The sequence below is a fragment of the Paenibacillus sp. UMB4589-SE434 genome (genome assembly GCF_030226685.1).
Taxonomy (GTDB): domain Bacteria; phylum Bacillota; class Bacilli; order Paenibacillales; family Paenibacillaceae; genus Paenibacillus_B.
This window is the reverse complement of sequence record NZ_JASOYK010000002.1, coordinates 131,419-157,643: the sequence shown is the minus strand read 5'-3', so window position 1 is coordinate 157,643 and position 26,225 is coordinate 131,419. Positions and strand designations below refer to the sequence as shown.

24 protein-coding genes are annotated in these 26,225 nt (G+C 46.8%); 9 read left to right on the top strand and 15 right to left on the bottom strand.

Annotation, left to right across the window (positions count from 1 at the left end; translation table 11 throughout):
• Positions 1 to 45 precede the first annotated feature (45 nt).
• On the bottom strand, positions 46 to 1,536 hold the full coding sequence (gene wsfD, locus QP775_RS10930; protein ID WP_239329060.1) for a glycan biosynthesis hexose transferase WsfD: 1,491 nt from the start codon (positions 1,534 to 1,536) through the stop codon (positions 46 to 48).
• 29 nt (positions 1,537 to 1,565) lie between these two features.
• A complete protein-coding gene (locus QP775_RS10925) occupies positions 1,566 to 2,696 on the bottom strand; it encodes a hypothetical protein (protein ID WP_239329061.1) in 1,131 nt (376 codons plus the stop codon).
• 312 nt (positions 2,697 to 3,008) lie between these two features.
• Between QP775_RS10925 and QP775_RS10920 the strand changes: the two genes are divergently transcribed.
• The gene (locus QP775_RS10920) at positions 3,009 to 6,335 is read left to right on the top strand and encodes a DEAD/DEAH box helicase (protein WP_239329062.1); all 3,327 of its coding nucleotides are present in this window, start codon (positions 3,009 to 3,011) and stop codon (positions 6,333 to 6,335) included.
• Positions 6,336 to 6,544: 209 nt separating this feature from the next.
• On the opposite strand, the gene QP775_RS10915 is transcribed toward QP775_RS10920, so the two are convergent.
• From QP775_RS10915 to QP775_RS10905, 3 genes are all read right to left on the bottom strand, one after another.
• Positions 6,545 to 8,455, bottom strand: a complete 1,911-nt coding sequence (locus QP775_RS10915) for a beta-N-acetylhexosaminidase (RefSeq protein ID WP_239329063.1) — start codon at positions 8,453 to 8,455, stop codon at positions 6,545 to 6,547.
• Positions 8,456 to 8,724: 269 nt separating this feature from the next.
• Positions 8,725 to 9,018 carry a DUF6509 family protein gene (locus QP775_RS10910; protein ID WP_239329219.1) on the bottom strand — a complete coding sequence of 98 codons (294 nt, stop codon included), beginning with the start codon at positions 9,016 to 9,018 and terminating at the stop codon, positions 8,725 to 8,727.
• 117 nt (positions 9,019 to 9,135) lie between these two features.
• The gene (locus QP775_RS10905; RefSeq protein ID WP_239329064.1) at positions 9,136 to 9,444 is read right to left on the bottom strand and encodes an MGMT family protein; all 309 of its coding nucleotides are present in this window, start codon (positions 9,442 to 9,444) and stop codon (positions 9,136 to 9,138) included.
• Between the two features lie 146 nt (positions 9,445 to 9,590).
• Between QP775_RS10905 and QP775_RS10900 the strand changes: the two genes are divergently transcribed.
• Both QP775_RS10900 and QP775_RS10895 read left to right on the top strand, forming a co-directional pair.
• A complete protein-coding gene (locus tag QP775_RS10900; RefSeq protein WP_239329065.1) occupies positions 9,591 to 10,304 on the top strand; it encodes a class I SAM-dependent methyltransferase in 714 nt (237 codons plus the stop codon).
• A gap of 9 nt (positions 10,305 to 10,313) precedes the next feature.
• A complete protein-coding gene (locus QP775_RS10895) occupies positions 10,314 to 11,369 on the top strand; it encodes a saccharopine dehydrogenase family protein (RefSeq protein ID WP_285105996.1) in 1,056 nt (351 codons plus the stop codon).
• A 176-nt stretch (positions 11,370 to 11,545) separates the two neighbouring features.
• On the opposite strand, the gene QP775_RS10890 is transcribed toward QP775_RS10895, so the two are convergent.
• The 6 genes from QP775_RS10890 to QP775_RS10865 all read right to left on the bottom strand — a co-directional run bounded on the left by QP775_RS10890 (position 11,546) and on the right by QP775_RS10865 (position 16,447).
• A complete protein-coding gene (locus tag QP775_RS10890) occupies positions 11,546 to 12,694 on the bottom strand; it encodes an ABC transporter permease (RefSeq protein WP_285105994.1) in 1,149 nt (382 codons plus the stop codon).
• A gap of 38 nt (positions 12,695 to 12,732) precedes the next feature.
• Positions 12,733 to 13,653: an ABC transporter ATP-binding protein gene (locus QP775_RS10885; protein WP_285105992.1), complete on the bottom strand. Its 921-nt coding sequence runs from the start codon at positions 13,651 to 13,653 to the stop codon at positions 12,733 to 12,735.
• A 14-nt stretch (positions 13,654 to 13,667) separates the two neighbouring features.
• Positions 13,668 to 14,075: a DUF3021 domain-containing protein gene (locus QP775_RS10880; RefSeq protein WP_239329069.1), complete on the bottom strand. Its 408-nt coding sequence runs from the start codon at positions 14,073 to 14,075 to the stop codon at positions 13,668 to 13,670.
• Complete coding sequence (locus QP775_RS10875; RefSeq protein WP_285105989.1) at positions 14,065 to 14,526, bottom strand: LytTR family DNA-binding domain-containing protein; 462 nt, start codon at positions 14,524 to 14,526, stop codon at positions 14,065 to 14,067. Before QP775_RS10875 ends, QP775_RS10880 begins: the two co-directional genes overlap by 11 nt.
• A 314-nt stretch (positions 14,527 to 14,840) precedes the next feature.
• Positions 14,841 to 15,941, bottom strand: coding sequence for a dual-specificity RNA methyltransferase RlmN (gene rlmN, locus QP775_RS10870; RefSeq protein ID WP_285105987.1), 1,101 nt, complete (start codon positions 15,939 to 15,941; stop codon positions 14,841 to 14,843).
• A gap of 146 nt (positions 15,942 to 16,087) precedes the next feature.
• A complete protein-coding gene (locus QP775_RS10865) occupies positions 16,088 to 16,447 on the bottom strand; it encodes a winged helix-turn-helix transcriptional regulator (RefSeq protein ID WP_275444622.1) in 360 nt (119 codons plus the stop codon).
• A 190-nt stretch (positions 16,448 to 16,637) separates the two neighbouring features.
• Here QP775_RS10865 and QP775_RS10860 point away from each other — a divergent pair, with 190 nt between their 5' ends.
• Positions 16,638 to 17,855 carry an MFS transporter gene (locus tag QP775_RS10860; protein WP_285105983.1) on the top strand — a complete coding sequence of 406 codons (1,218 nt, stop codon included), beginning with the start codon at positions 16,638 to 16,640 and terminating at the stop codon, positions 17,853 to 17,855.
• A 154-nt stretch (positions 17,856 to 18,009) separates the two neighbouring features.
• Here QP775_RS10860 and QP775_RS10855 read toward each other — a convergent pair whose 3' ends face one another.
• On the bottom strand, positions 18,010 to 19,059 hold the full coding sequence (locus tag QP775_RS10855) for an NAD(P)/FAD-dependent oxidoreductase (RefSeq protein WP_285105981.1): 1,050 nt from the start codon (positions 19,057 to 19,059) through the stop codon (positions 18,010 to 18,012).
• A 192-nt stretch (positions 19,060 to 19,251) separates the two neighbouring features.
• On the opposite strand from QP775_RS10855, the gene QP775_RS10850 reads away from it, so the two are divergent.
• From QP775_RS10850 to QP775_RS10835, 4 genes are all read left to right on the top strand, one after another.
• Positions 19,252 to 20,043: an ABC transporter ATP-binding protein gene (locus tag QP775_RS10850; RefSeq protein ID WP_239329074.1), complete on the top strand. Its 792-nt coding sequence runs from the start codon at positions 19,252 to 19,254 to the stop codon at positions 20,041 to 20,043.
• Positions 20,044 to 20,047: 4 nt separating this feature from the next.
• On the top strand, positions 20,048 to 20,977 hold the full coding sequence (locus tag QP775_RS10845; protein WP_239329075.1) for an iron-hydroxamate ABC transporter substrate-binding protein: 930 nt from the start codon (positions 20,048 to 20,050) through the stop codon (positions 20,975 to 20,977).
• A 73-nt stretch (positions 20,978 to 21,050) separates the two neighbouring features.
• The gene (locus QP775_RS10840; RefSeq protein WP_285105977.1) at positions 21,051 to 22,061 is read left to right on the top strand and encodes a FecCD family ABC transporter permease; all 1,011 of its coding nucleotides are present in this window, start codon (positions 21,051 to 21,053) and stop codon (positions 22,059 to 22,061) included.
• Positions 22,061 to 23,068, top strand: coding sequence for a FecCD family ABC transporter permease (locus tag QP775_RS10835; protein ID WP_285105974.1), 1,008 nt, complete (start codon positions 22,061 to 22,063; stop codon positions 23,066 to 23,068). The genes QP775_RS10840 and QP775_RS10835 overlap by 1 nt, the downstream gene beginning before the upstream one ends.
• 141 nt (positions 23,069 to 23,209) lie before the next feature.
• On the opposite strand, the gene QP775_RS10830 is transcribed toward QP775_RS10835, so the two are convergent.
• On the bottom strand, positions 23,210 to 24,304 hold the full coding sequence (locus QP775_RS10830; protein ID WP_239329078.1) for a saccharopine dehydrogenase family protein: 1,095 nt from the start codon (positions 24,302 to 24,304) through the stop codon (positions 23,210 to 23,212).
• Between the two features lie 90 nt (positions 24,305 to 24,394).
• Positions 24,395 to 24,727, bottom strand: coding sequence for an ArsR/SmtB family transcription factor (locus tag QP775_RS10825; protein WP_481857265.1), 333 nt, complete (start codon positions 24,725 to 24,727; stop codon positions 24,395 to 24,397).
• Positions 24,728 to 25,039: 312 nt separating this feature from the next.
• Here QP775_RS10825 and QP775_RS10820 point away from each other — a divergent pair, with 312 nt between their 5' ends.
• Complete coding sequence (locus QP775_RS10820) at positions 25,040 to 25,582, top strand: DUF1697 domain-containing protein (protein ID WP_239329079.1); 543 nt, start codon at positions 25,040 to 25,042, stop codon at positions 25,580 to 25,582.
• Between the two features lie 120 nt (positions 25,583 to 25,702).
• Here the strand turns inward: QP775_RS10820 and QP775_RS10815 are convergent, their stop codons facing one another.
• Positions 25,703 to 26,215 carry an SRPBCC domain-containing protein gene (locus tag QP775_RS10815; protein ID WP_285105971.1) on the bottom strand — a complete coding sequence of 171 codons (513 nt, stop codon included), beginning with the start codon at positions 26,213 to 26,215 and terminating at the stop codon, positions 25,703 to 25,705.
• Positions 26,216 to 26,225: the final 10 nt, after the last annotated feature.

The following is a 26,225-nucleotide window of genomic DNA, read 5'->3' as shown; positions in this document are numbered from 1 at the left end:
GTACTTGCAGCCCTCCATCACGTCACCTCCGATACCGATTAAATATTAGGGACTGTCCAGCTCTTGACCACTCCATAAACGACGACGAATCGCATCAGCAACAACAACAAATGTTACGATGTCAAAGGCAGCCGTAAACACAAATTCATGCTTGGATAAATCCGCATCCCCCGCACCAATAATAGATACCGCAATACCAGACAAGCCCATTAGGACCATGGTTACAATTAGTGGCAATCGGAGCATGCGTCTACTATTTTTGGCCTTCACGGCGGCAATAAACGCAGGCATGTATAACCCAAGTATAAGGATCATCCAGATGACAACAAATCCAAATGTCTTGGGAGCCATCGCTGCTTTTAAAGTACTGTAACCTGAGAAGAAGTTCGTTTGCTCCCTGAACGCTTTGCCCACCGATTTCTCATAGTTCCCCATGGCCGGAGGGCGAATTTTAAATGCGCTTTTGGCGGCTAGATCAAGCATATCAATAGCCTTCCCAGGGTGTGTCACGTAATATTTTAAAATAGAACCAAACCCATACTTGTTATAGAAATGATCTTCCAGTATCGGCGAATCTACATCTATTGTGGTATACAGCTCATAATAGATACTTTCGTTTAATATTGCATACTGCTTATCAATTTCAAACTTGCTCAACGTATCTTCAGGGTCTTCCGAACCCATCAGAATCCCTCGTGTCATCGCGTGGTATTTGTTAATATTAACAAACTCCTTCGGGATTAATGCATATGTCCCAATACCCGCAAGCAGTAGAACGGCTAGTGAAGAAGCCATACACACACGGAACGTCCTTTCTTTACGGATAAAGATCAGACCCACGCCCATTAGGGCAATGATGATGCCCAGCGGTGCATTTTGCTGCTTGCTGGTGGTCAGAAGCAAACCGCTCACGAGCAATATCGCCATCAGGACATAGTCATTATATCGTTTCCTATACATCAGCAGTCCTGCTGCAAATACATACACCATCATAATAAACACGATGCTCTCACCAAAGAAAGAGTTAAAATAAGCGGTATAAGCGGTATCCGCAAACAAAAAAATAGCCAGTATCGCAATCGGATATCCGTACTTCACGGGCACTTTCCACGTCAAGCTTTCTACCAACAGGTAGACTGCCACGATATATAAGACTGTAAACAGGACGGCTTGGACCCGAACATCAAACACTTGCTGATCCACAAACGTATTTAGCCATATCGAAAACTTAATAAAGAGCGATTGAGATGAAAACAAGCTCGCTTGATTCTCATTGAAATATTGAAAAATGCCAAACTTCTTAATAAAGTAGCCAAAATACTGGCTGTCGTAATCGGGCGTATTAAAATACAATCCGTTGCTGTACAAAATACGAAAATAATCGCCGTTATCGGCCATCCCGATATATGGAGGTACAAACAAAGCAATAATCGTGATTATTAATACTCCGGACGCAGCCAAGAGGGACGGCGACACATAGCGGCTTAACCACACAAGTCCGCGCTCCATATGTAATTTGGACCTGATGTTAGCCATGCCGCACGCCATCCCCTTATTACGTTTTATTAATATGCATAGGCCAGCAAGGCCATTAGATTATCAAAAGAAAATGCTTGTTCAGAAGCTGTATCGCCAAATCCCCCTCGCAAAGGACTACCTCCATCTTCAATCTGAAATTGATTCATCCTCCGAATGCTATCTTCGTATAAGGACTTGTCCCCAAGCTCAGAACCGAGCATGGCAGCAATCGCATAAATGGCTGTTGATTGAATATCGTTGGTCGGCGTTCCTTCTTTGGTATATTGGCCGTATAAAGTGCCTGCTTTAACCTGATTCTTAATATATTGAATGCTGGCCTGATTATGTTGTTTCACTTCAGCAAGAGATAAAATCGTAATCAGCGATTCCACTGTGTTAATGTTCTCCGAACGGTAAGCATTGGTTTTATATTGGTATCTGGTTTCGTAAAAAGGAAATTTATCTGACAAATAGCCCTTTTTAGCAATGCCAAGCATATTCCCATACAACTGTTCCTGCTGCTTAGCATCGATTGGAAGCAGTCTCAGCGCAGCAAGGTCAATGTAACATAATGTCACAAAGTCATTTGTGATATGGTAAGTTTCGTCATAAAAGTCGTACAAGTACCCCTCTTTGACATTATGCTCGTAGAACCTGCTGCCATAAGTTGCTCCCTCTTTCACGTAGTGCTCGCTCTTAAACGATTGACCTGCTTCATACAGCGCACGGATGATCCGCAGGTCATCAACAGCCGCATTGAGTGTATACTTCTTTTGCAACTCTGGGCTAAAACGATAACTGAAGCCTGCTGACAAATTAAAGCTTTGCTGCGCTCTTGACCACTCTTGATCAAATGCATCTTGCTGTCCAGTGAGCGCATAGTACCGCATCATAAGTCCTGCGGATTCACTTAACACCTCATGTCCGGTCGCCATTTCCGCCGATTGGCCGGTATTGCGGTAATTGGTATGTATACCATTTGGGCCCGACAGCTTGTTCACGATAAAGTTGTATAGTTGGTTTTGTTTCTCTTGCATATGTAGAGCATTGCCATAACGCTGTATCGGCAATAAATGGGCTTCCCCTGGGGGCTGTTCAGCATGTTCTGGCTGCTTGCATGCCACCGTCGTAAACAGAGACAGAAGAATACTTATGCACAGGATCACATTCTTGCTCATACCTCAGTCTCCTTCATAAAAATAACACCATCACTATCGAATAAGCCTGCAAGGTGGCGCCTCTATACATACAGAAACATATCCGATCCATACTGTCAACTCATTATGCAAATCTTACTGAAAACCATATATTGGTTTTATTTTTGTGTATCCACAGTAATTTTAATTTTATCAAACTATACTGAACATATTCTTAACATCTCTTCGTCGCCCTACTCAACTTTTATTTTTTATGTTTATTTCTGCTATCATAAACATAAGAAGTCCAATCCCTGTTCCTATTTTCATTTATATAAAGGAAGGATCGAGGCAATGAGCTTAAAGTTGACCCTGCCTATTATTAAGTCACAGTGCGGCCTATTCTCTTATGAACGAGGCGAAGCCTACTATACAGCCGGAAGAGTCACGTTAATACACCATAATTTCCGCGCCGGAAGCTTTGAAGCTACTGTGCACGGAACTCAAGATCATTACCGCGTGAACGTAGATAGAGATCCAAACAAACATATAACAGCTGTGTGCACCTGTCCCGGGTTTCCGGCAAAGGGAAGCTTCTGCAAACATATTGCTGCTGTACTCTTATGTATACACGAATTGGAACAGGATGAGCGGTCCCCTGCTCATGCCAGCCCCATTGAACTTGCTGATCATACCGACGCCCGACCTGAGCAGGCTATACCGCAAGGTAATGAACGAGCAGCCGAACTTTCTGCGATTGCCAGCAGTGACATCCAAGTTACTAAAGGGATGCTGGGACTCTTTAGCGGAAAGCAGAAGCGCTCCGCTGGAGCACGATCACGCTTTGATGAGCGCGTACAGCTTGAAATGGAATTTACCTGCAAGCCTATCTCTTATGGATATCGCAAGTTCATTCTTGCCATCGAATGCAAGGTTGGCCCCAAGCGGCTCTATGTCGTTCAGAAGCTGCGCGAGTTTCTGGACAGCATTGATCGGGGGAGAGACTATACCTTTTCCAAGCTGTTCACGTATGATCCCTTGCTGCACAGCTTTCATCCTCAGGATGATGCGATTCTGCAACAGCTTATTCGCGCTTATCGTCAGGAAGAGGTTCATCTGGAGACTGCCCATAGCTACTCCAGCCCCGTGAATCGTGCTGGTGGAGAGCGTACCCTTCCACTGCCTGCTTATATATGGCATGACCTTTCTTCCCTGCTTGCCCAAGCCAAATCTGTCACTCTGGACCATGAAGGGATTTGCTATCCCGGCTTACAGATAGTCGACGAACCGCTTCCACTGAAATTTAAGCTGGATCAAGCTGAAGATGAAGGCTTCCAGATGGAAGTGCTGGGCATGAATCAGATTACAGTTATGGAGCAGTACGGGATGGTCATATCAGGAGGAAGGCTGATTAAACTATCTCCTGATCATTGCAAGCGGCTCAGCGAGATGAAGCAATTGCTGGAGTCCTACCGCAAGCAAGTATTTCGAATTCCTTCGGGCCAGATCGAGCCTTACATGGATCAAGTCATTCCTGGCTTATCAAAACTGGGAAGCGTCAGCATTACGCAGGCCATTGCCGAGCGAATCGTACAGCCCGCGCTGCAAGCAAAGCTTTACCTTGACCGCGTTCGGGATCGCCTGCTTGCAGGATTGGAGTTCCAGTACGGTGACATCGTTCTTAATCCATTAGAAGCACACACCCATCAGCGTGCCGCTAACCGTATTCTCATACGAGACACAGAGCAAGAGCAGCAAATTATGGAGATGATGGAGCAATGCCCTTTTGCCAAGACAGAAGGCGGCTACTTCCTCGATGATGAGGATGCGGAATACGATTTCTTGTATCACGTAGTACCCAAGCTGAAGGCTTGGGTGCAGATCTATGCTACTTCCGCTGTTAAGGCACGATTGCATGCCGCCCCTGTGGCGCCACAAATTACGGTTAATGTGGACGAGCGCACTGACTGGCTCGAATTCAAGTTTGAGATGGACGGGATCGCCGAAACCGACATTCGCCATCTGCTGCAATCTTTAGAAGATAAAAGGAAATATTACCGTTTGCCAAGCGGCGCCTTGCTGTCACTTGAAAGTGAAGCTTTCCAAGAGATTGGCCGCTTCATGGACACGATGGATCTGTACAAAGAAGAGGAAAAAGCCGCCTTTTTCCGTATTCCAATCGCCCGCAGCCTGCAACTGATGCATACCGGAGATCATGGGAATGCCATCTCCATTGGCAGATCGCTGCGCCTTTTTCTAGAAAATATGCGTAATCCCGACAATCTGGATTTCCCGCTTCCAGACCATTTGACACCTGTGCTTCGTGATTATCAGAAGTATGGGTATCAGTGGATGAGAACGTTAGCCCATTATCACTTTGGGGGCATTCTTGCAGACGATATGGGCCTGGGCAAAACACTGCAAACTATAACATTCCTTGTGTCCATGCTGCCTGACATTCGCAAACAGAAAATGCCAGCCCTTGTCATCGCGCCTGCCTCGCTGCTATACAATTGGCGTAATGAACTGCAGAGATTCGCTCCTGAACTAAAAGTTGCCATCGCTGATGGAAGTAAGGCAGAACGCATCCATTTGTTGAGCAAGGAATTTGCAGCGGATGTGATTATCACTTCGTATCCCCTGCTGCGCCGGGATATCAAGTTATATGCCAAGCCCGCTTTCCATACGCTCATTCTGGATGAAGCGCAGGCATTCAAGAATTACACAACGCAGACGGCGCATGCCGTGAAAACAATTCAGGCAAAATACCGATTTGCTCTTACAGGTACACCTGTAGAGAACAGACTAGAGGAACTGTGGTCGATCTTTGATGTTGTCTTCCCAGAACTGTTCTCAGATAGACAGGCCTTTAACGATCTACCGCGTGATATCGTGGCCAAACGGGCCCGTCCCTTTCTGCTGCGTCGGCTGAAAACGGACGTGCTCAAAGAACTGCCTGAGAAAATCGAATCGGTACAAGCTTCTGAGCTGCTGCCTGAGCAGAAGAAACTGTATCTGGCCTATCTGGCCAAGCTGCAAAAAGACACCCTCAAACATTTAGACGAGACTGGGTTTCAGAAAAGCCGCATCAAAATCTTGGCAGGCCTTACCCGGTTACGCCAGTTGTGCTGCCATCCTGCTCTGTTCGTCGACGGTTATGCTGGAAGTTCAGCCAAATTCGAGCTGCTGCTCGATATTATCGAAGAGTCTAGATCTGCAGGCCGACGATTGCTTGTATTCTCTCAGTTCACAGGGATGCTCAATCTAATTAAACGAGAGTTAACCGAACTGGGAGTAGCCCATTTCTATCTAGACGGCAGTACACCCTCAGCTGAGCGAGTAGAGCTGTGCAGCCGATTCAACGAAGGCGAACGGGACTTGTTTCTCATTTCGTTAAAAGCAGGTGGTACAGGTCTTAACTTGACGGGAGCAGATACAGTTATTCTGTATGATCTATGGTGGAACCCGGCTGTAGAGCAGCAGGCAGCAGATCGGGCTTATCGCATCGGGCAAAAAAATGTCGTACAAGTGATAAGACTTGTCACGCAAGGCACCGTAGAGGACAAGATGTATGAATTGCAGCAAAGGAAAAAGGATCTCATCGAAGAAGTCATTCAACCTGGTGAAGAAGCTTTGTCCTCGCTAACAGAGCAAGAGATTCGAGATATTTTGATGCTCTAATTATGAATCTAAAAGTCAATTTAAAGGGAGCTTAAACCTGCTTTAACATGGCACACCGCACAGGAGTGGACAGGCTCTTTCGTTGGTCTTCAAGCAGCCGCTAGCATATATGTCATACATGCAGAGAAAAGGCGTCCTCACGCCAGTCGTCGAGATGGCACGGTGCGAGGACGCCTTTCTTTATTTTATAGTTCTGCTGCTCTTTTCATTTAAAATGGGTTCAACACATGGAAGAAGACATTTGGCGATGCCATCCGATAATAATAGCTGCACCAGCCTAAGCCTTTCTGATTAAATCGGTTGGATGAGCTGTACAATAACCGCTCTTGTTCAAGCTCCTCAATCTGTCCAATTCGGCCCTCCGTATAATCAAGCAGCCGCATAGAAGCCGTATCCAGACGGTTTACGACACCACCATACCGGATATCAATAACTTCCCAGCCAAATGGCTTAAACATACGCAGCCATTGGGTCCGGTGAGCGGCCCGCAGCGCCTGTACCGCATCCGTAATCTCAGGCAGTACTTCCACCGCGATATGCCGCAGCTTATCGTGATCCTTGGCGTCATACGCCTGCTTCAGAGCGATGCCAATCTCGCTCTTACGCTTCAGCACGCCGCACAGCTTCTCCGGCACCTCGAACATATAATCCAGTTCGGCCTCCTGCACGCGGCGGCGGCGAATCTGCTGCTCTAATTGCTCATAGTGGGCCGCAATATCAAGCCCTTCAATCTGCTTATCGAACAAGCCAAGCAGCACATCTTGGTAGAGCAGGAACTTCGAAGGATTGCTCTGCTTCCGGTTGTCCGGCTCAGCACCAGGCGTCTCGTCCAAATATTTCAACTGCAAGTAGGCATCCGCTTCAATTCCCGTACAGAACTTCACCCGCTCCGCAAGCTGTGCTTCGTCCAACTTGCCTTCCGCATAAGCATGCTCCGCATAGAATTGCAAGCCGTACAAGGCGATATACGGATTGCTCTCCATACCGTCATCGCCCCACATCGTCGCATATACCTCACGTATGCCCTGCTCCTTGCACACCTGCAGGGCGATGTCTGTCGCGTTAAGCGATAAGCCGTAATTAACACCAAAGGTGTTAAACACCCACACACCCCCGGCAAACACCAGATTGCAGCCCAATGGCCGATGCTTGGCGATCAGCTTCTCGTAATCCTCTCGCTCGGTATGGACATAATCCCAATAGACCATGTCTACATCTTTAGGGATACGGCTTGCCATTTCTGCAGGAATTTGTGTCTCCGTATCATAATGCTCACTGCCATCCGTAGAGGCAAATTTTAAGAACATGTCACTCCACATCAACGGCTTTAAGCCACGGCGCCGTACGATATCCAGCACTTTTTCTAAATGTGCCGTCATAATATCAAATCGGCTCGTAAACCCGTTGTGGTCCAAGTATTTGCCGCGCCCAAGTTCCTCCGCTTCATCCATGCCTATATGAATCTTACGACTGCGGAACGGGGCACTTGCGGCTTCTATCATTTGTTCGACTAATTGATCCGTCTTCTCGCCGCCGACCAGCAGCGCACCCTTGGTATCTTTATACTCTTTTACTGGCTCCCACTTCAAGAACTCCTCCAGATGCGCGAGCGTCTGGATACTTGGGAATGCCTCGATGCCAAATTGATCGGCGTAATCGTCAATTTCGCGCAGTTCCGCATGCGAGTACCGTCCTCGCATGTAACCAAAGTAAGGCTCTTCGCCAATCTCATAGGTATCTTCCATGTACAACATAACCGTGTTCATGCCCATTAAGGCCATCTTACGCAACATAAACTTAAAGCTATCCAGTGTCAGTACCGCATTACGGGATAGGTCGAACATAGGGCCCACCGTATCAAACTGCTGCTTCTCTCTAAGCTGGAACGGTTGACCATTGCGGGCGTGCTGTACAAATAGCCCGAGCCCCCGGAAAAATTGGTGCTTATGTCCGTAACGTATGTACCCTTTGCCTTGATCCAAACCTACTTCCAGTACACCAGACGAAGATTCGACAAGGACAGGTATACCGTCTTGCGCTTCCATGAATTGAATTTCCTTTGCGAGCAGTTCAATACCAGCTCGCAGATCGCTTACATTTCCTTCAAATCGCAACTTCATTACGGCTTCCCCCTCAGCTATTACCCATTGATTAATATAGAACGGTCTCTGCTTATTCAATTGTATTATTCGACTGAAAGTCAGGAAAAATATAACACTGCCTTCATTATATTTAAATTGGGGAGGCTTTGGGAGTGCTAATTGTGAAATCGCTTAAACAATTGTAGATAGGGATTACCCTGCTCAGAAAAAAAGCTGGTTCCCTACACGTAAAAATACGTGTTGAAACCAGCTTCCTCTTTAGGTGGCACAATGTGCCCGCCTGTCTGTTATTCTGTGTCTCCGGTATGCGCCTTGCAGAAATCGGCTAACGCCGCTTCCTCTTCAGGCTCCATGTCAAAGTCCAGATATTGATGCGTCGTATGTTCGTAAAAATCATATTTGACGATACGTGACTGATCTTCATCCACCATAAAGATCGCCTTTATGTACACACCATGCTCCGAATGGAGCTCGTCATCCTCTGGAACATCCAGATCCACTATAAATTCATATCGCTTGCCTGACAAAATACCAAAGGGATCCTTTAATATTTCCACGCTGTATTCCGTAATGTTCAGCATATGCTCATCCCTTCTCACAGTTCTAGCTTCCATTATACACGCTGCAGCCGAAAATGATGTATACCTCAAGTACCAACCAACTGTGGCAACCTTTACCGCATCATGTAAGTATTGTCTTTACGACATCTTCGCCCTGTATTTTACCAGATCAATGCGCCCCTCTTCATCCAGCATGACACCTTCGCTGTTTAAGTAAAGGATCTGCTTAAATCGGGCTTCATCATCCAACAATGCGATTTCCCCTTTGGCATTGATGACTCTGTGCCATGGAAGCTCGTAAGCTGTACTCATCGAATGGAGGATACGTACAACCTGCCTTGCCCCTCGCTTGCTTCCAGCTAGTTCAGCCACTTGACCATATGTCATGACGGAACCTTCAGGTATACCTTTAATAATATCGATGACCCGCCTGGTAAAGGGCTGCATAGCTCTTCATCTCCCATCATTCCCCTATAAACAGCGTACATCCACATCAAATCCCACATATCTGGGATGGTGGTTCACAGCGCTGTCATTATAATTAAGATCAAATCGTATTTCTATTGTATATCAATTACGTGAGGAGCAACCCAATGAATCCTTCATCAGATGCTTTCATGAACTGGAATCATTCGCAAGCAGATCGCTATGTAGATACAATAGCCGCCAAAATTCCTGGTTATTATCTTCTGTATGATATGACCGCACGTCTGATGGCAGCGCAATTACCACTCTTACACCAACCTCCAGAGGTGCTGATCGTTGGCGCAGGCGGGGGACAAGAGCTGGTGACGCTCGGAAGTCGGCATCCCGACTGGAAGCTGACTGGCGTAGACCCTTCCGATCGCATGCTGGAAGCAGCCAAGCAGCGGCTGGACTCGACGTCGCTGGGGCAGCAAGTGACCTTGTTCCATGGCAGTATCGATCAATTACCGCAGCCGCTCCATTATGATGCCGCTACCTGCTTGCTTGTACTTCACTTTGTACAAGGTCTAAGTGAAAAGGCTGCGCTGCTTAACAGCCTCTACCAGAGATTAAAGCCAGGGGCACCTTTATTTATAGCGTCCATTAATGGCAACCCCACTACAGAAAGCTTTGCAATTATGATGCAGGCCTGGAAAGCTCATATGCTAGCTAATGGGGTTCCAGTAGAAGATTGGGAACGATTCGCGGCTTCATTCGGTCAGGAATTCGATCCCGTTCCAGATGCCCTAATGTTAACACTTCTTAGAGAAGCAGGATTCAGAGAGCCGACATCCTATTATGGAGCCTATCTCATTGACGCCTGGTTCGCTATCAAAGGATAGGTGATCATCATGACAGTTAAAGACCAAATTATTATTGTTGGCGGTTACGGCCATGTAGGCAGTACGATATGTCGTCAATTGGGTGCCTTGTATCCCGGCAAAGTATATGCCGCGGGACGCAATTTCAAGCGCGCGGAGCAGCTATCCACTGCTTTAAATGGCCAAGTAAAACCCATGCTGCTGGATATTAGCGCTCCAGTAGATCCCCTCCTGCTGACACGCGTCAAATTGGTCATTATGTGCCTCGATCAGGAGGACAGCAGCTTTGTCCGCGCCTGCTTCCAGAACGGGACGCACTATATCGACGTTTCGGCAAGTGGTTCCTTCCTGACAGAAGTCGAACAGATGCGAGGCGAAGCTGAGGAATACGGCGCAACCGCAGTATTAAGCGTTGGACTTGCACCAGGCCTAACTAACTTGCTTGCGCTCCAAGCTTCAAAGCAGCTTGAGCGGACAGACAGCATTGATCTAACCATTATGCTTGGACTTGGGGATCGGCATGGAACGGCCGCCATTGAGTGGACTGTGGATCAATTAAGTGCTTCATTTGAAGTTATCGAAAACAATCGGAAAGTGGTTGTCGACAGCTTCACTAGCGGCCAGATAGCTGATTTCGGGCACGAACAAGGGCGCAAGCGAGCCTATCGCTTCCCATTTTCCGATCAACAGACGCTCCCCCATACATTGGGTGTACCATCCGTTGCTACGCGCCTATGCTTTGATTCGTCAGTGGTGACTGCTCTCGTAGCAGGGCTGCGTAAATCCGGCTTATCTCGTATACTTCGGGTCCCCTGGGTTCGGAATGCAACTGTAAAGTGCTTTAACCAATTTCACTTCGGTGAAGATCGCTTCGCCGTGACGGCTAAAGCAAAAGGTCGAAGAGCAGGCATAGAATCAACCGTCGAATGCATGCTGCATGGTCGCAATCAATCGGATATGACCGCCAGAGTAGCCGCCTATGTCGCACATGCCATTTGCAAATCGTCATATCCGTCTGGCGTCTTTCATATCGAGCAATTATTTGAAATCAAAGAAATGAAAACTTGGCTGCAGCAGAATGCTTAATCATCGTCTTTGCCTCATACACGAGGTACGCCGGGGCCTCTGCTTCAACTGCCAGCCGCACTGTTGAAACCCATTAGCACGGTCAAGAGCCGCTGGGCAACAGTGACACTCTTTGAAAGTTAATACCCCCGCGACAGTTGGCCACTAGTCGCGGGGGTAATCTATTCAGTAGTATTCTAATTTTTTGCTTTGGCTGCAAAACGGTTGAAGCTTGCAGTAGCGACTGCCAGACCTGCCAAGCCAAATGCCAGCAGGATAAGGATCGTGATCCATACACCATCCAGATGTACTCCCCGGATCATAACATCCTGCATGCCTCGCTGCGCCCAATATTGTGGCGTAAATAAACCGATCCACTGCACCGCCTTAGGCAGGAAATCATAGGGGAACCAAAGCCCTCCAACGATGGCGCCTCCCATCGCGATAATTTGAACGATCGCCACCCCTGTATTGACGCTGTTGACCAGCATCGATAACATCAATCCAATTCCCGTTGCGCAAATGGACAAGCTGATTACAACAGCTGCAACTGCAAGCAAATCGCCTAGATGAAGACCGTATACGATAAATCCAAATGTCAGGAGAACCGTCGATTGGATGAGCACCACCATCATGTTGGGCAGCCACATGCCGATCAGGTATTGATGCGGCTTCAGCGGTGTACCTTTGAGGCGCGATACCATACCTGAATCCCGATCCCGCAGGAAATTATGGATCATTGTAATCATAATAAAGAATACAAACATGACGGTATATCCCGGTACAATTTGCGTGACTGGATTCGCTTTAGCCACGTTTTCCTTGATGTCTTTTACTTGAATTGGGGCAGCTAGCAACGAATCAATTCCTGTCTGGCTTTGCCCGGTTTCCTTCAGCGCCACCCGCAATTTATGTTCCTGGTACTGTTTGGTTACACTGTCCAGTACAGCTGCGACAGGCGCTGTGGCAGCATCACCTGCAGCATCACGATGCAGTTCCACTTCAGCCGTACCGCTTCCAAGCAGGCGTTGGCTGTAGCCTTGAGGGATCACAAGCACAGAAGTTTGCTTGCCGTCTCTCACCGCTTGGATTTGATCTGCCAGTGATTTCTCCTTGTCTGCTGCCAGTTCAAATCCTTTGATTCGAGCCAGCGTCTCAATGAACTGATTGGATTCCTTTGTTCCGTCCGCATCATAATAACGAATCGTATATGTAGTCGTGCCTGCATTACCAAAGATAGAAGAGAACATAACGATGAATAAGATTGGCAATACGAATAGCCAGAAAAATGTCCCCTTATCTTTTAGCAGCAGCTGCGTCTCTTTTATAAAAATACTGCGAATCATGATCCCACTCCCCACTCCAATATATTTGCCAATGACGATTAGTCGCGCAGCGCCGTACCTGTCAGCTTCAGAAACACACGGTCAAGCGAAGGCTTTACCAGCTCAAGTGCATGCACATTAGCACCCGCTTCAGCGAGCAGTCGAGACATATCATGCAATGTATTTAAAGGTTGTTCGCTCTCCAGCACCCAGCCCCGACCACGCGCACTTGCCTGAATAATGCCGCTCAACTGTGGTGGCTCCGTTATGTGGTCCGACTCTACGTATACCGCTTTATCCGCGTGCCGCTCCAATATCTCGTGCAAGCTGCCCTGCGCAATTACTGAGCCATGATCGATGATGGCAATATCGTCGCATAATGCCTCCACTTCCTCCATATAGTGAGTGGAATACACGAGGGTCAACCCTTCTTTCCTTAAACCACGTATCATTTCAAATATATGATTCCGCGATTGTGGATCGATTCCCACTGTCGGCTCATCCAGAATAACCAGTTGGGGCTGATGCAGCAGTGCTGCCGCCAAATTGATTCGGCGTTTCATCCCGCCTGAATACGTTCCTACCGCTTCACTGGCCCGATCAGACAATCCCACCTGTTCAAGTACATTTTCAATACGTCTCTTCAGCTCGGCGCCTTTCACTCCATACATTTCACCAAAAAATTTCAAGTTCTGGACCGCACTCAGCTTCTCGTATAACGTAATTTCCTGCGGTACGTACCCGACAAGCTGCCTAATCTTGCTCATTTGGTGACGCGTATCCATGTCAAACGCACGAATAATGCCGCTATCTGCCTGCAGTATACCCGTCATTAGTTTCATCAACGTAGACTTCCCCGCCCCATTTGGACCCAGCAAGCCAAAGCAGCTTCCTTCCCTTACGTGAATATTTACTTTATCAAGTGCAGTCTTGCCGCCGTACCCTTTGACTACATCTGCAACTTCAAGAACATTTGTCATTTTGTTATCCCCCTCTACTTACGTCTAACCGAATCATTTAGCTCTTTTGCTTGCCTTCTATAATAAGAACGATATCCAAACCAGAATACGGTATAAATGGCGCTGAATATAACTAGTGATATCAACAGAGCTGTTAAGATAAGCGGAATCCAGCCAATCAGGATAGCTGTACTAAAATAGACAATTAGAGATAGCACATAATGAACGATTAGCTGTTTAAGCGGGCTCCATTTATCGTAATTAAATATAAAAGAAGCGAGGCCAAAGTAAGCGCCAATAATCATACTGCCGAGCATATTCAGCCACATTACTCGAACGGATACTTCCGTATCGTTCAGCATCAGCATGGTAAGTGATACAAAGGTTATGATAGCAGCGTAACAAAATCCAACTGCTACCCGTTTCACAATATCAGCTATCATTCTTGCCGCCCCCCAATATTAACTGCTGTTTAAGCGCATTTACATAACTCCGGGACACGTATTCCTTGCTGCCTGATTTGAAATAGACACAAAGGTTGCCGTTAAACGCCAACTCAAACCTGTCGATTAAATCGATATTGCCAATAACCGATTTGGAGAATCTCATGAATTGAAGCGGCGTCAAAAGTTCCTCCACTTCGTACAGCTTCATCTTCAGCTCTATCTTGCGCTGCTCCACAGATGCAAACACTTTCCGGCTTTCGGCGAAAATGTAGTCAATGTCTGCAGGATCAAGCAGAATAGACCTCTCCTCCTCTATACCCATCAGACGCTTGGATGCAGGGCTTTGCAGCTTGTTCATGAGCACGGCTAATTCCTCCGACCATGCCTTGGCATGGATCGTTACCGTCGTTTCTTCATAGTCATCATTTAGATCAATATGTACCTTCAACGCTCATCACCCTCGCAATATCTGTATCTTATTATGAATTAGATCATCTGCCGCGTAACGAAAACTGGAATAACCTGCTGTTATTGCCGCCTCAGTTGCTCGATTTATGGTATGAAAATGAAACCTTCGCACAAAAAGGATCGTCCATCGGGACGATCCTTCCGCTATCTATCTGCTTGCCTAAGTATCCACCTTCCGACTTGAACCATTGCCCTGTCACCTACTGCGATTCGTCACTTGCGATAAAAATGATTAGTCGGACAACGTCTTCTGGAACACCAATCGGTGATGGATGCACCTCCATTGATCTTTGATTATGATCCGATCGCAGCCTGATCCCGATCAGAAGAGGTCTCCTGCCCTTCCTTCATCTGCTTGCTTCTAAGCTGACCACAAGCCGCATCAATATCTGTTCCGTGTTCCTGTCGAATACTGCTATTGATCCCATGCTGCTTCAACACGTCAAAGAACCCCCGCACCGCTTCCGGCATGCTCCTCTGGTATTGACTGTGCTCATCCACCGGATTATAAGGAATCAGGTTTACGCTGACCGCGTGGCGAATGTCCTTGATCAATTCCGCTAGTTCATGCGCTTGCTCTAGTTGATCGTTCACACCTTTAAGCAAAATATACTCGAACGCTATGCGTTGATTCGTGCGCTCCACGTAGTAATGAATCGCCGGCATAAGCTTCTCAATAGGGATAGCACGATTAATCTTCATAATACGTGTCCGCAGCTCATTATTTGGCGCATGCAAAGAAATTGCAAGATTGACCCGCAAGTTGAGGTCGGCAAACTCCTTGATCTTCCCTGCCAGTCCGCTTGTTGATACAGTAATCCGTCTAGCGCCAATCGCTAGCCCTTTATGATCCGTCACCACATGAATAAAGTCTACAAGATTCGTAAAGTTATCAAATGGCTCGCCAATCCCCATCACGACGATGTGGCTTACCCTCTCCCCCTGCTTCGCTTGATCCAGGTGAAGCTGAACCTTCATGATTTGGCTTACAATCTCACCGCTTGACAAATCGCGGCTCTTCGCCAGCAGGCCGCTCGCACAGAAGCTGCAGCCGATATTGCAGCCAACCTGCGTCGTTACACATACGGATAAGCCATACTTGTGCCGCATCAGCACCGTCTCAATAAGATTGCCGTCGTCCAGCATAAACAGAAACTTAACCGTGCCATCTGCCGCTTCTTGCTTAACATGTTCCTTTAAGGTCGTAATCGCAAAGTGCTCCGCCAACACACGCAAGCAATCCGGGTTGACGTCAACCATTTCGGAAAAGTCGGTCACCCGCTTCCGATACAGCCATTCCCACACTTGCGTCGCACGAAATTTCTTATGCCCCTGACCAGCTAGCCATATCGTGAGTTGCTCCAAAGTTAATCCATATATAGAAGGCTTATTCATTCCCTATCCTCATTTCACTACTGTAAAATTCAGCTCTAGTCTACTTGAACATCCGAAAGCTATTATTGCCTATGCTGGTTCAAGATCTCTTATGCTTGCCAAAGCGACATTTACAGCCCTATCCTGCATACGCCAGAAACAGAGCGCTAGTCGTTTAAACCATTATCCTCCAGCATTAAGGATTTATCTCCGTACTCTTTAATGATATGAATATTGCCCCAAGCACACAAAGAGTCCAGGATCGGCTTTAAGCTCCATCCATATTCACTAAGTTCATATTCTACTTTAGGTGGTACTTGATTGTAGCTGATTCGATTGACGATACCATCCCGTTCTAACTCCCTCAGCTGCTGCGTTAACATTTTTTGGGTAATATTAGGCATAATACGCTTCAGATCACTCGTACGTTTTCTGCCATGCGTCAGGTGGCATAAGATCACACATTTCCACTTGCCCCCGATTACCTCAAGTGTTGCCTCGACAGAGATGTTATACTTCTTTACCAACTTATCGATTCCTCCATTAAAAAGAAACTTCCCTAGCCTCAAGGCACTATAAAGTACCTATGTTACTTTGATGTAACTATATAACTTTTAGGTCACTATATCACTAAAAAGTACGTACTATTCAACTTCATTCGAATAATACATAATAACATTTACCGGCCGGTATAACCAACCCTTAGGAGTGGAAGTAATGCAAATCCATCAAAGAAAAAGTACGCTGGCGCTTCTAGCCTTAGCCATAAGTGCCTTTGCAATTGGAACAACCGAGTTTATCAGCGTTGGGCTGCTCCCCCTTATTGCTGAAGACCTGCATATATCCGTTACAACGTCCGGATTAACCGTTACTTTATATGCCTTAGGTGTTACTTTTGGGGCTCCCATATTAACATCGCTCACCTCAAGCGTGTCACGTAAGACACTCCTGCTATGGATTATGCTGGTGTTTATTGCAGGCAATAGCCTTGCTGCAGCCGCGGATAGCATCACCATCTTGCTGATCGCACGTGTCATCTCTGCTTTGGCGCACGGCATCTTTATGTCCATCGGCTCTACAATTGCTGCAGACCTGGTACCTGAGCATCGCAGAGCAAGCGCGATCTCGATTATGTTCTCGGGACTTACCGTCGCCACGGTTACGGGGGTTCCGCTAGGCACCTTCATTGGCCAGCAGCTTGGCTGGCGAGCTGCGTTTGTCGCTATTGTAGCTGTAGGTATGGTCGCATTGTTGGCTAACATCCTGCTTGTGCCAGTTGGCCTACGTAAAGGCATACGAACGCCGCTTCACGATCAAGTAAAGCTCGTGACAAACGGACGATTGTTATTAGCATTTGCGATTACGGCATTGGGATACGGCGGTACATTTGTGGTCTTCACTTATTTATCCCCTTTACTGCATGATATTACAGGGTTTACAGAAAGTACGATAACGATCATCTTGCTGTTATACGGTATTGCCATTGCTATTGGTAATATAGTTGGGGGAAAAGCTGCTAATCGCAAGCCTATCAATGCCTTATTTTACATGTTTGCCTTACAGGCAATTGTACTGGTGCTGCTGTTATTTACAGCTCCATTTAAAATGGTAGGATTAATTACCATTCTCCTTATGGGACTATTTGCATTCATGAGTGTGCCTGGACTGCAAATATACGTCGTCATGCTGGCTGAACGTTATGCACCAAGTGCAGTTGATGTAGCTTCGGCTGTTAATATTGCAGCCTTTAACGCAGGCATTGCAATCGGAGCCTATATGGGTGGAGTCGTTGCCGACAAACTTGGACTCATTCATACGACTTGGGTGGGCGCCTTGATGGTGCTAGGCGCGGTCTTGCTGACCGCATGGAGCCGTCATCTCGAAAGAAGGGACAACACCATCCCTAAAGTCAGCCAAGCGTGCCCTGCTAGTTAAAGGACGAGTAAAAGCAAACTTCACAGCAAAGGTATAAAAATAAAGGAGCCCTGCCGGTTTATTGAACCGGCAGGGCTCCTTCCATTTAACATGCGCTATATGTTGATCCTGCTGACAATCAGCACTTTTAAAGCCACTCTGGCTTCACCAACAATCACTTCATCATCTGCTTCACAAGCTCACGATTACGTTCCTTGAACAAATCGTTATGAGAGGACACCATCGCATGGCCATGTGCTTCAGGTTCAATAAACTTCTTCGCTTTATTCACCGCATTGGCCGCATCTTGGAACGCGCCAGCGATCAGGTGCAGTTTCCCTTCATGATGTAAAATGTCACCCGCCGCATACAATCCTGGAATTGAAGACTCACTGCTCGCATTACCCGCAATGTAGTAGTCATCAACCATTTTAATATCCAACTGGCTGTTGGACAGCAACGCTGTGTCACGCTCGTATCCATGGTTAATAATTACTTCTTCAATCTCAAGCTGTGACACTTCGCCTGTGCTGTTATTTGTAAGCTCGACTCGCTCGATCATCTGATGATCTGCACCTGCGATCAGCTTGGTAATGGTCGTCTCAAAGAAGCATTCTACAGTACTGTTCATCAACTGGGACACTTGCGCTTCATGGCCGGACAAAGCTTCCTTCCGATAAGTTAAGTACACCTTCTTCGCGATAGGCTCCAATTCATTTGCCCAGTCAACAGCAGAGTTGCCTCCGCCCGAGATGACAACGGTCTTATCCTTGAAGTGAAGCAGCGACTTCACCGTATAGCTCAAGTTAGAGACTTCAAAGCGCTCAGCGCCTTCAATCTCTAATTTTTGCGGCATCAATATACCGCCGCCAATCGCAACAATGACCGTTTTCGAATAATGCTTACGGCCAGATGCAGCATGAAGCACAAACAAACCCTCTTCGTTCTGCGTAATCGACTCTACTTTTTCATTTAATACCACTTCGGGATGGAACGTCAGTCCCTGCTCCACCATCTGCTCTATTAATTTATCCCCGCTTGTTGGCATCAATCCACCTACATCCCAAATCATTTTTTCAGGATACACATGCACCTTGCCGCCTAAACGTGGCTGAAACTCAATCAACTTGGTTTTCATTTCCCGAAGTCCGCTATAAAAAGCAGAGAAAAGCCCTGCTGGCCCTCCACCGATAATGGTTACGTCAAACAATTCTGTGCCTACCATATATATCACTCCTTTGGAAATATCTTAGTATTGATTATCATTATCAATTAAATATACGCCTTTCCCCCAACATTTACAATGCACAAGAACAATTGACAACGGAAAAAGATACACTTATATTAATGAAGTCGATATTGATAATGATTATCAATATTATTTTTGAGCGTTGATTTTATTTTTGGAGGTCACAGCATGGTTCGCCTGTATACCGATAATCTGAACATAAGTTATGGTGAACGCATCATTGTCAAAGATCTCAGTGTCCAGATTCCTGACAAAAAAATGACAACCATAATCGGTTCCAATGGCTGCGGGAAATCAACTTTATTAAAGGCTATCACTCGGATTATCCCGCATCAGTCAGGAGCCGTCATCTTGGATGGAGCTAATATTGCCCAAGAAAATACAAAGCTGCTGGCCAAAAAAATGGCCATCCTGCCGCAGACACCTGAAAGCGCAAGCGGATTAACGGTCGGTGAGCTTGTGTCTTACGGCCGGTTTCCTTATCAAAAGGGCTTCGGACGCTTAACCCAGAAAGATATAAGCGTGATCGAATGGGCGCTTGAAGTAACGGGAACCTCGGACTTTAAGTATCGTCCCGTAGATGCCTTGTCCGGAGGCCAGCGTCAACGGGTATGGATTGCGATGGCGCTCGCACAAGAGACAGAAATTATCTTTCTTGATGAACCAACCACTTATTTAGATATGGCGCATCAGCTTGAGGTACTGGAACTGCTTCAAAAGCTGAACGTCGAGCAAGAGCGCACCATCGTGATGGTCCTCCATGACTTAAATCAGGCAGCCCGCTTTGCAGACTATCTGATCGCCATGAAGGAAGGCGAGATCGTAAAGGCCGGGAATTGCGAAGAAGTCATGAACCGTGACGTGTTAAAGGAAGTATTTCAGATTGATGCGGAGATCGGCCGCGATCCGCGTACAAACAAACCGATGTGTGTCACCTACAACTTAGTTAAGGGAGAATAACATAATGAAAAAAGTTCTAATTCCATTTTTGCTGCTCTGCGTATTTATGATTAGCGCATGCGGCAGCAACCAGCCTGCCGAGAAGAAGGAAGAGGCTGCTGCCCCAGCAGAAAGCAAATCCGGTAAAATAACGTATCAATCGGAAAATGGTCCTGTTGAAGTGCCTGCTGACCCTAAACGTGTCATCGTCCTTTCCACTTTTGCTGGGAATGTAATGGCCCTAAATGTCAACCTTGTCGGCGTAGATTCCTGGTCGAAGATGAATCCACGCTTTGATACGACACTCAAAGATGTAACGGAAGTATCCGATGAGAACTTGGAAAAAATTATTGAGCTGCAGCCCGATCTGATTGTTGGCTTGTCCACGATTAAGAATGTTGATAAATTAAAGCAAATCGCACCAACCGTCACCTATACTTACGGCAAAGTCGATTACCTGACTCAGCACCTGGAGATCGGCAAGCTGTTAAATAAAGAAAAAGAGGCAAAAGCCTGGATCGATGATTTCAAACAACGTGCTCAAAAAGCCGGAACTGACATAAAAGCGAAGATTGGTGAAAATACAACCGTATCGGTTATCGAGAACTTCGACAAGCAAATCTACGTGTTCGGCGATAACTGGGGGCGTGGTACCGAAATTATTTATCAAGAGATGAAGTTAAAAATGCCTGACAAAGTAAAAGAGATGGCGCTTAAAGATGGCTACTATGCCCTATCGCTTGAAGTACTGCCTAAGTTTGCAGGTGATTATATGATTTTCAGCAAAAACAAAGATACGGACAATTCATTCCAACAAACGGATACGTACAAGAACATTCCTGCGGTCAAGAACAAAAAAGTGTTCGAAGTCAATGCCAAAGAGTTCTACTTTAACGATCCAATCACCTTGGACTTCCAACTTGAGTTCTTTAAGCAAAGCTTTCTTGGCAACTAACTAATCCAGTAAAGGGATTCTTATCATAAGAATTCCTTTTCCTTTATTCTATTACAGAAAAGATGAGACACTGATGACGACACCTGATCAACGTTCCATCCCATTTGCAGCCAAATTGATTCCTGCTATCTTGTTATTTATCGTTATGTTTGTCATCTCCATGGTGCTGGGCGCTGCAGACACCTCTATTCGAGAAGTGTGGCTTGCGCTGACGCCCTCCAGCGCAGCTGGCGACGCAATCTCGATGATTCGCGAGATCCGACTGCCTCGTGAAGTAGGTGCACTTGTCGTTGGTGCCGCGCTCGCCTTGTCCGGTGCCATTATGCAAGGGATGACCCGCAACCCATTGGCCGACCCTGGCCTGCTTGGCCTAACGTCTGGCGCCAACGCTGCGCTCGCCATCACGCTTGCGCTGCTGCCGACGGTTAACTATATGGGTGTCACGTTTGCTTGCTTTATAGGTGCGGCTGCAGGTGCCCTGATGGTATTTGGCATCGGCGCTGCTAAGAAGGGCGGCTTCTCCCCGCTTCGAATCGTGCTGGCCGGCTCAGCGGTATCAGCCTTCTTATATGCCGTTGCAGAGGGTATCGGCATATACTTTAAGATCTCACAAGATGTGTCCATGTGGACAGCAGGCGGTGTTATCGGCACTTCATGGGACCAGCTTCAGCTCATCGTTCCAATCATCATCATGGGCATCCTGATCACGATGTTCCTCTCCAAGCAGCTTACCATTCTTAGCTTGAGTGAGGAGGTTGCCGTTGGGCTTGGTCAAAAGACAGCCTTCATCAAAGCGATCTTATTTGTTGTGATTATTTTGCTCACAGGCGCTTCAGTGGCACTTGTCGGCAATATGGCGTTTATCGGCTTGATGATTCCCCATATCGTCCGTGCGATCGTTGGAACAGACTATCGATATATTGTGCCGATGTCCGCCATTTTCGGCGGAACGTTTATGTTAATGGCTGATACCCTTGCGCGCATTATCAACATGCCTTATGAGACACCTGTAGCGGCCATTGTCGCTATGATGGGATTGCCTTTCTTCCTGTTCATCGTACATAAAGGAGGTAAAGGATTCTGATGATTGAACCTTCATTAATTCGCAGACAACGCTTGTTTGTAATCGTGCTTGTTGCCTTGATCACCATCACGATTGTAGTGGGATTGGGAATCGGTTATTCGTCCTTGTCGTATGATCGGCTGCTCCCTACTTTATTTGGCCAAGGTACGTTTAAAGAGAGCTTTGTCCTGTTTTCAATCCGTTTGCCGCGAATCATTATTACACTGTTAGCAGGTATGGCGCTTGCCTTGTCCGGTGCCATTTTGCAGGGCATTACTCGCAATGATCTGGCAGACCCCGGTATCATTGGCATTAACTCGGGCGCTGGCATGGCAATCGCGTTGTTTGTTTTATATTTTCCGATAGATACGGGGTCCTTTGTTTATATCCTGCCGTTAATTGCTTTTCTCGGGGCGATGCTGACCGCAGGCTTGATCTACTTGTTCTCTTACAACCGAACTTCAGGCCTTCAGCCCGTACGCTTGGTCTTAGTCGGAGTAGGCTTCTCACTGGCGTTATCCGGTTTCATGATCGTACTGATCTCTTCTGCCGAGCGCACCCAAGTCGACTTTATTGCGAAGTGGATCGCAGGCAACATTTGGGGTACAGATTGGCCCTTTATTTGGGCGCTGCTGCCCTGGCTCGTCGTGCTGATTCCTTTTACACTGTACAAAGCGAATCGGCTTAATCTGCTTGCCCTTAATGAGCCTGTAGCCATCGGCGTTGGTGTGCAGATTGAGAAGGAGCGAATTGTGCTGCTGCTTGCAGCCGTTGCACTGGCAGCATCTGCCGTGTCTGTGACCGGAGGTATTGCCTTTGTTGGATTGATGGCTCCGCATATCGCCAAGTCGCTGGTGGGGCCGCGGCACCAATTATTTCTCCCGCTGGCCATTCTGCTTGGCGGCTGGCTCTTGCTGATCGCGGACACGATCGGACGCAACGTGGCCGAACCGGACGGCATTCCCGTGGGCATTATGGTAGCGCTGATCGGTGCACCGTATTTTGTTTATTTGTTATTGAAAAAGTAAAGTAGCAAGAGGGGCTATGCTTTGAGCAGGGGGCTCCTCTTGCTTTTTTTGAACCACGATAATTACACATTACACACATTGTGATGCGTGAATGACAGGTCCGACATTCCCCTTTTTGATGAGCTTCGATCCTCATTCTCCTTAGTTAATAACAACCCCATGCGCGCGGTAATAATCAAACACGTTAGCTGAGCTTACACCCAGATCCAGCAGTTCCTCTGGGTAGTAAGCTCGCGGGTTTAACCAATAGTTGTCCGGTGCACGCAGTATGTTCTCTGCCTGGATAGCAGCCCCCAGTGCAGTTAAATGCGTCTGGCCCAGCGGATCTGTCAATTGAATAGTCCTTTCCTCATATTGCCCGTCCACATTGCGACCACGAATATGAATAACGATATAATGCGGATTACCGCTGCCCGGATTGTACAGTAAGCTGTGTCGCACACGTCGAAACCGTTCGCCACTTAAACGGCCCCATAAGCCCGTTCTCACCATCGCAACAAGCGCACCTGTAGATACTTTGTTATCAAAAGCAATCCGGAAATGAACTGAGCTGGTATTCGTTCCTCTTGCCAATGTCACATGGTCAGGGGTATCCAAACGGTAGCTTTTTGTAGCATAATCGTTTGGAAAGCGGACTCTAACTGGATCCGTCATCGGATAAACAGAGCGTTTAACCTTGTTGTCGACGATCTCAAATGGAATGGACAGACGGTCCATGTACGCCGTTGAATCGGGTCCTGCCTTATCCTTCAAGGAGTAAAGCGCATGGATATTGATGTGAACGTCCCATAAACCTTCGGACGTTATTTGCGCAAACAAAGCTGCCGTGCCGCCCATCCAGCCAGAAGAAAAGACGACAGGGGTATTCATGTTGGTTCCTTCTAACTTGTCAATCGATTGTTGAAAACGTTCCGTCCACCGTGTAACGTCTAGCAGCGGTATCCCTCTGCGCACAGCTGACAGCAGCAAGTGGTCCTCCAGATCGTTGACCACATTGATAATTAAAGTCAGTTCCTCACTTACATGCTCCAAAGGATCCTCTGCCATGTTGTTAATGCTAATGGTTTGTACCCTGTCTGGTTCAAAAGGGACAGCCCGATTCGGGTTACGTCCACCAAGTAAGATGACCACCTCGGGGTGACGCTGCAGCAAGATGTGTGCGATTTGGCTCCCTACCACACCATACCCGCCAACAATTAATACGACCTGTCTGTTTCCACTTGTTTGATTTTTCATTACAAACTCCCCTTTACATTATGTTTATATGTTTAAGTATATCAACATATAGTTGTGCAAAATAGGGACAGCTCATGTCCCTATTTCTGATCACTCTTTTGACATATCTAGGCATTCCTCTTCCACAAGCATCACAAGCTGCTTTAACAGGGTTATCGCTTCCTCAAACTCCAGACGATAATGCAATTCGGTGCCTTTTTTTGTCGCTTGGAGCAGACCTGCTTGCTTTAGTATTTTCAAATGATGAGATACGGTTGGACGCGACATTGGAACATGCTCCGCAATCTGCGTTACGTTAAGACTCTCTTTATCCATGAGAAGTGCTATAATCTGCTGACGAACTGGATCCCCCATGCCATGGAAGTAAGGACTGAGCTTACCCAGCATGTCAATCGACTTGCTTGTACAGTTAGGTGTATTCATAATCCACTCCGTTGATAAGTTTAATTATTTAAACGGATTATAATACACCTTTCATCTCAATTCAACTGGGGTGCAAAATATAGGCAGTTGTATACGTAATTATTCTGGACAGGTGAGCATCTTGATCTCACGCTTTACCGCGTGGTAATATTTTCATATTTACGAACGAGGATATGTTCTGGCTTTGTGCCAAGTGGGCATTTTAATATTCCCCTTTTAACCAGTAGGGATTGTTTGTAGAACACACGGTTATCCTGGTCTCTCGTAAAAGAAAACAATCGAATTAAACGTTAATAAAGAAGGAGCGTCTGGATGAATACCTATATCGCACTGCTGCGTGGCATTAATGTGAGTGGACACAATAAAATTAAAATGGCTGAACTTAAGCATACACTGGAAACGGGGGGACTCCACCGTGTCCAGACCTATATCCAAAGCGGAAATGTCCTGTTTCAATCTGATGACGACGCAGACACTTTGCGGTTGATCATAGAGGGTCTTATTCAGCGTGTATTTGGCATCTCAATTACCGTTATCATACGTACCGCAGCTGAATTCGCGCACATTGTTGCTGCCTGTCCATTCGCTGGCATCCTGCTGTCTAAAGGGGAAAGCATTCATGTTTCCGTGCTGACGGAAGCTCCTTCACAAAAGGTGGTTGATCTCTTATCGACCAGTGAACGCGCGCAAGATGAGTATGCCATCCATGGAAAAGAGATTTATTTTTTGTTCCGTCAAAGCATACTGGACTCCAAGCTGGCCAAAAATCTGCAGAAGCTGGGAAATACAGCGACGACTCGCAACTGGAATACGATTCAGAAGCTGGACTCGTTGGCCAAAACCATGCAAGCCTGATCCAATAGGAACACACAGCAAAGCCGAACTCTGATGAGTTCGGCTTATATTGTCATATGAATGTCCCGGATAACTGAATATACTAGATGTTCAACTTATGCACGCTTAGGTGAAGCCCGGTTATTCTGAAAAGCTTTGCACATACTCGTCAAGACGATCCCATGTTTCTGTTATACCCTGCTCCATGCCCATCTTCATCACATTGTCCAATGCCTCAGCAGATTCATAACGTGATCGGCTAATCAGCTTCGTCCCGCCTTCCTCTTCAATAAACGTCATTGTGACCTGCGAGGACGGCATCCCCTCTGTCACATTACCGTCTGCATCAGAGAAATAATCCACGTAGACGATCTTCTCAGGCGCGACTATATCCTGATAGACTGCCTTTCCCCACGATTCGAATCCATAGAAGTCCCCTTGATTCTTGTCCTCGCACTTCATGCAGTAATGCCATACGCCACCTTCGCGAAAGTCAACATGGCATACCGTTACGTTCCAGCCTCGAGGTCCCCACCATTGCTTCAAATGCTCAGCTTCAGAGAACACTTTAAATACGAGTTCGCGTGGTGCATGAAAGACACGCTCCAGAATAAGTTCTGAGCCTTCTACTTTTGTGATCATCGGATTGGACATTAGGAATTCC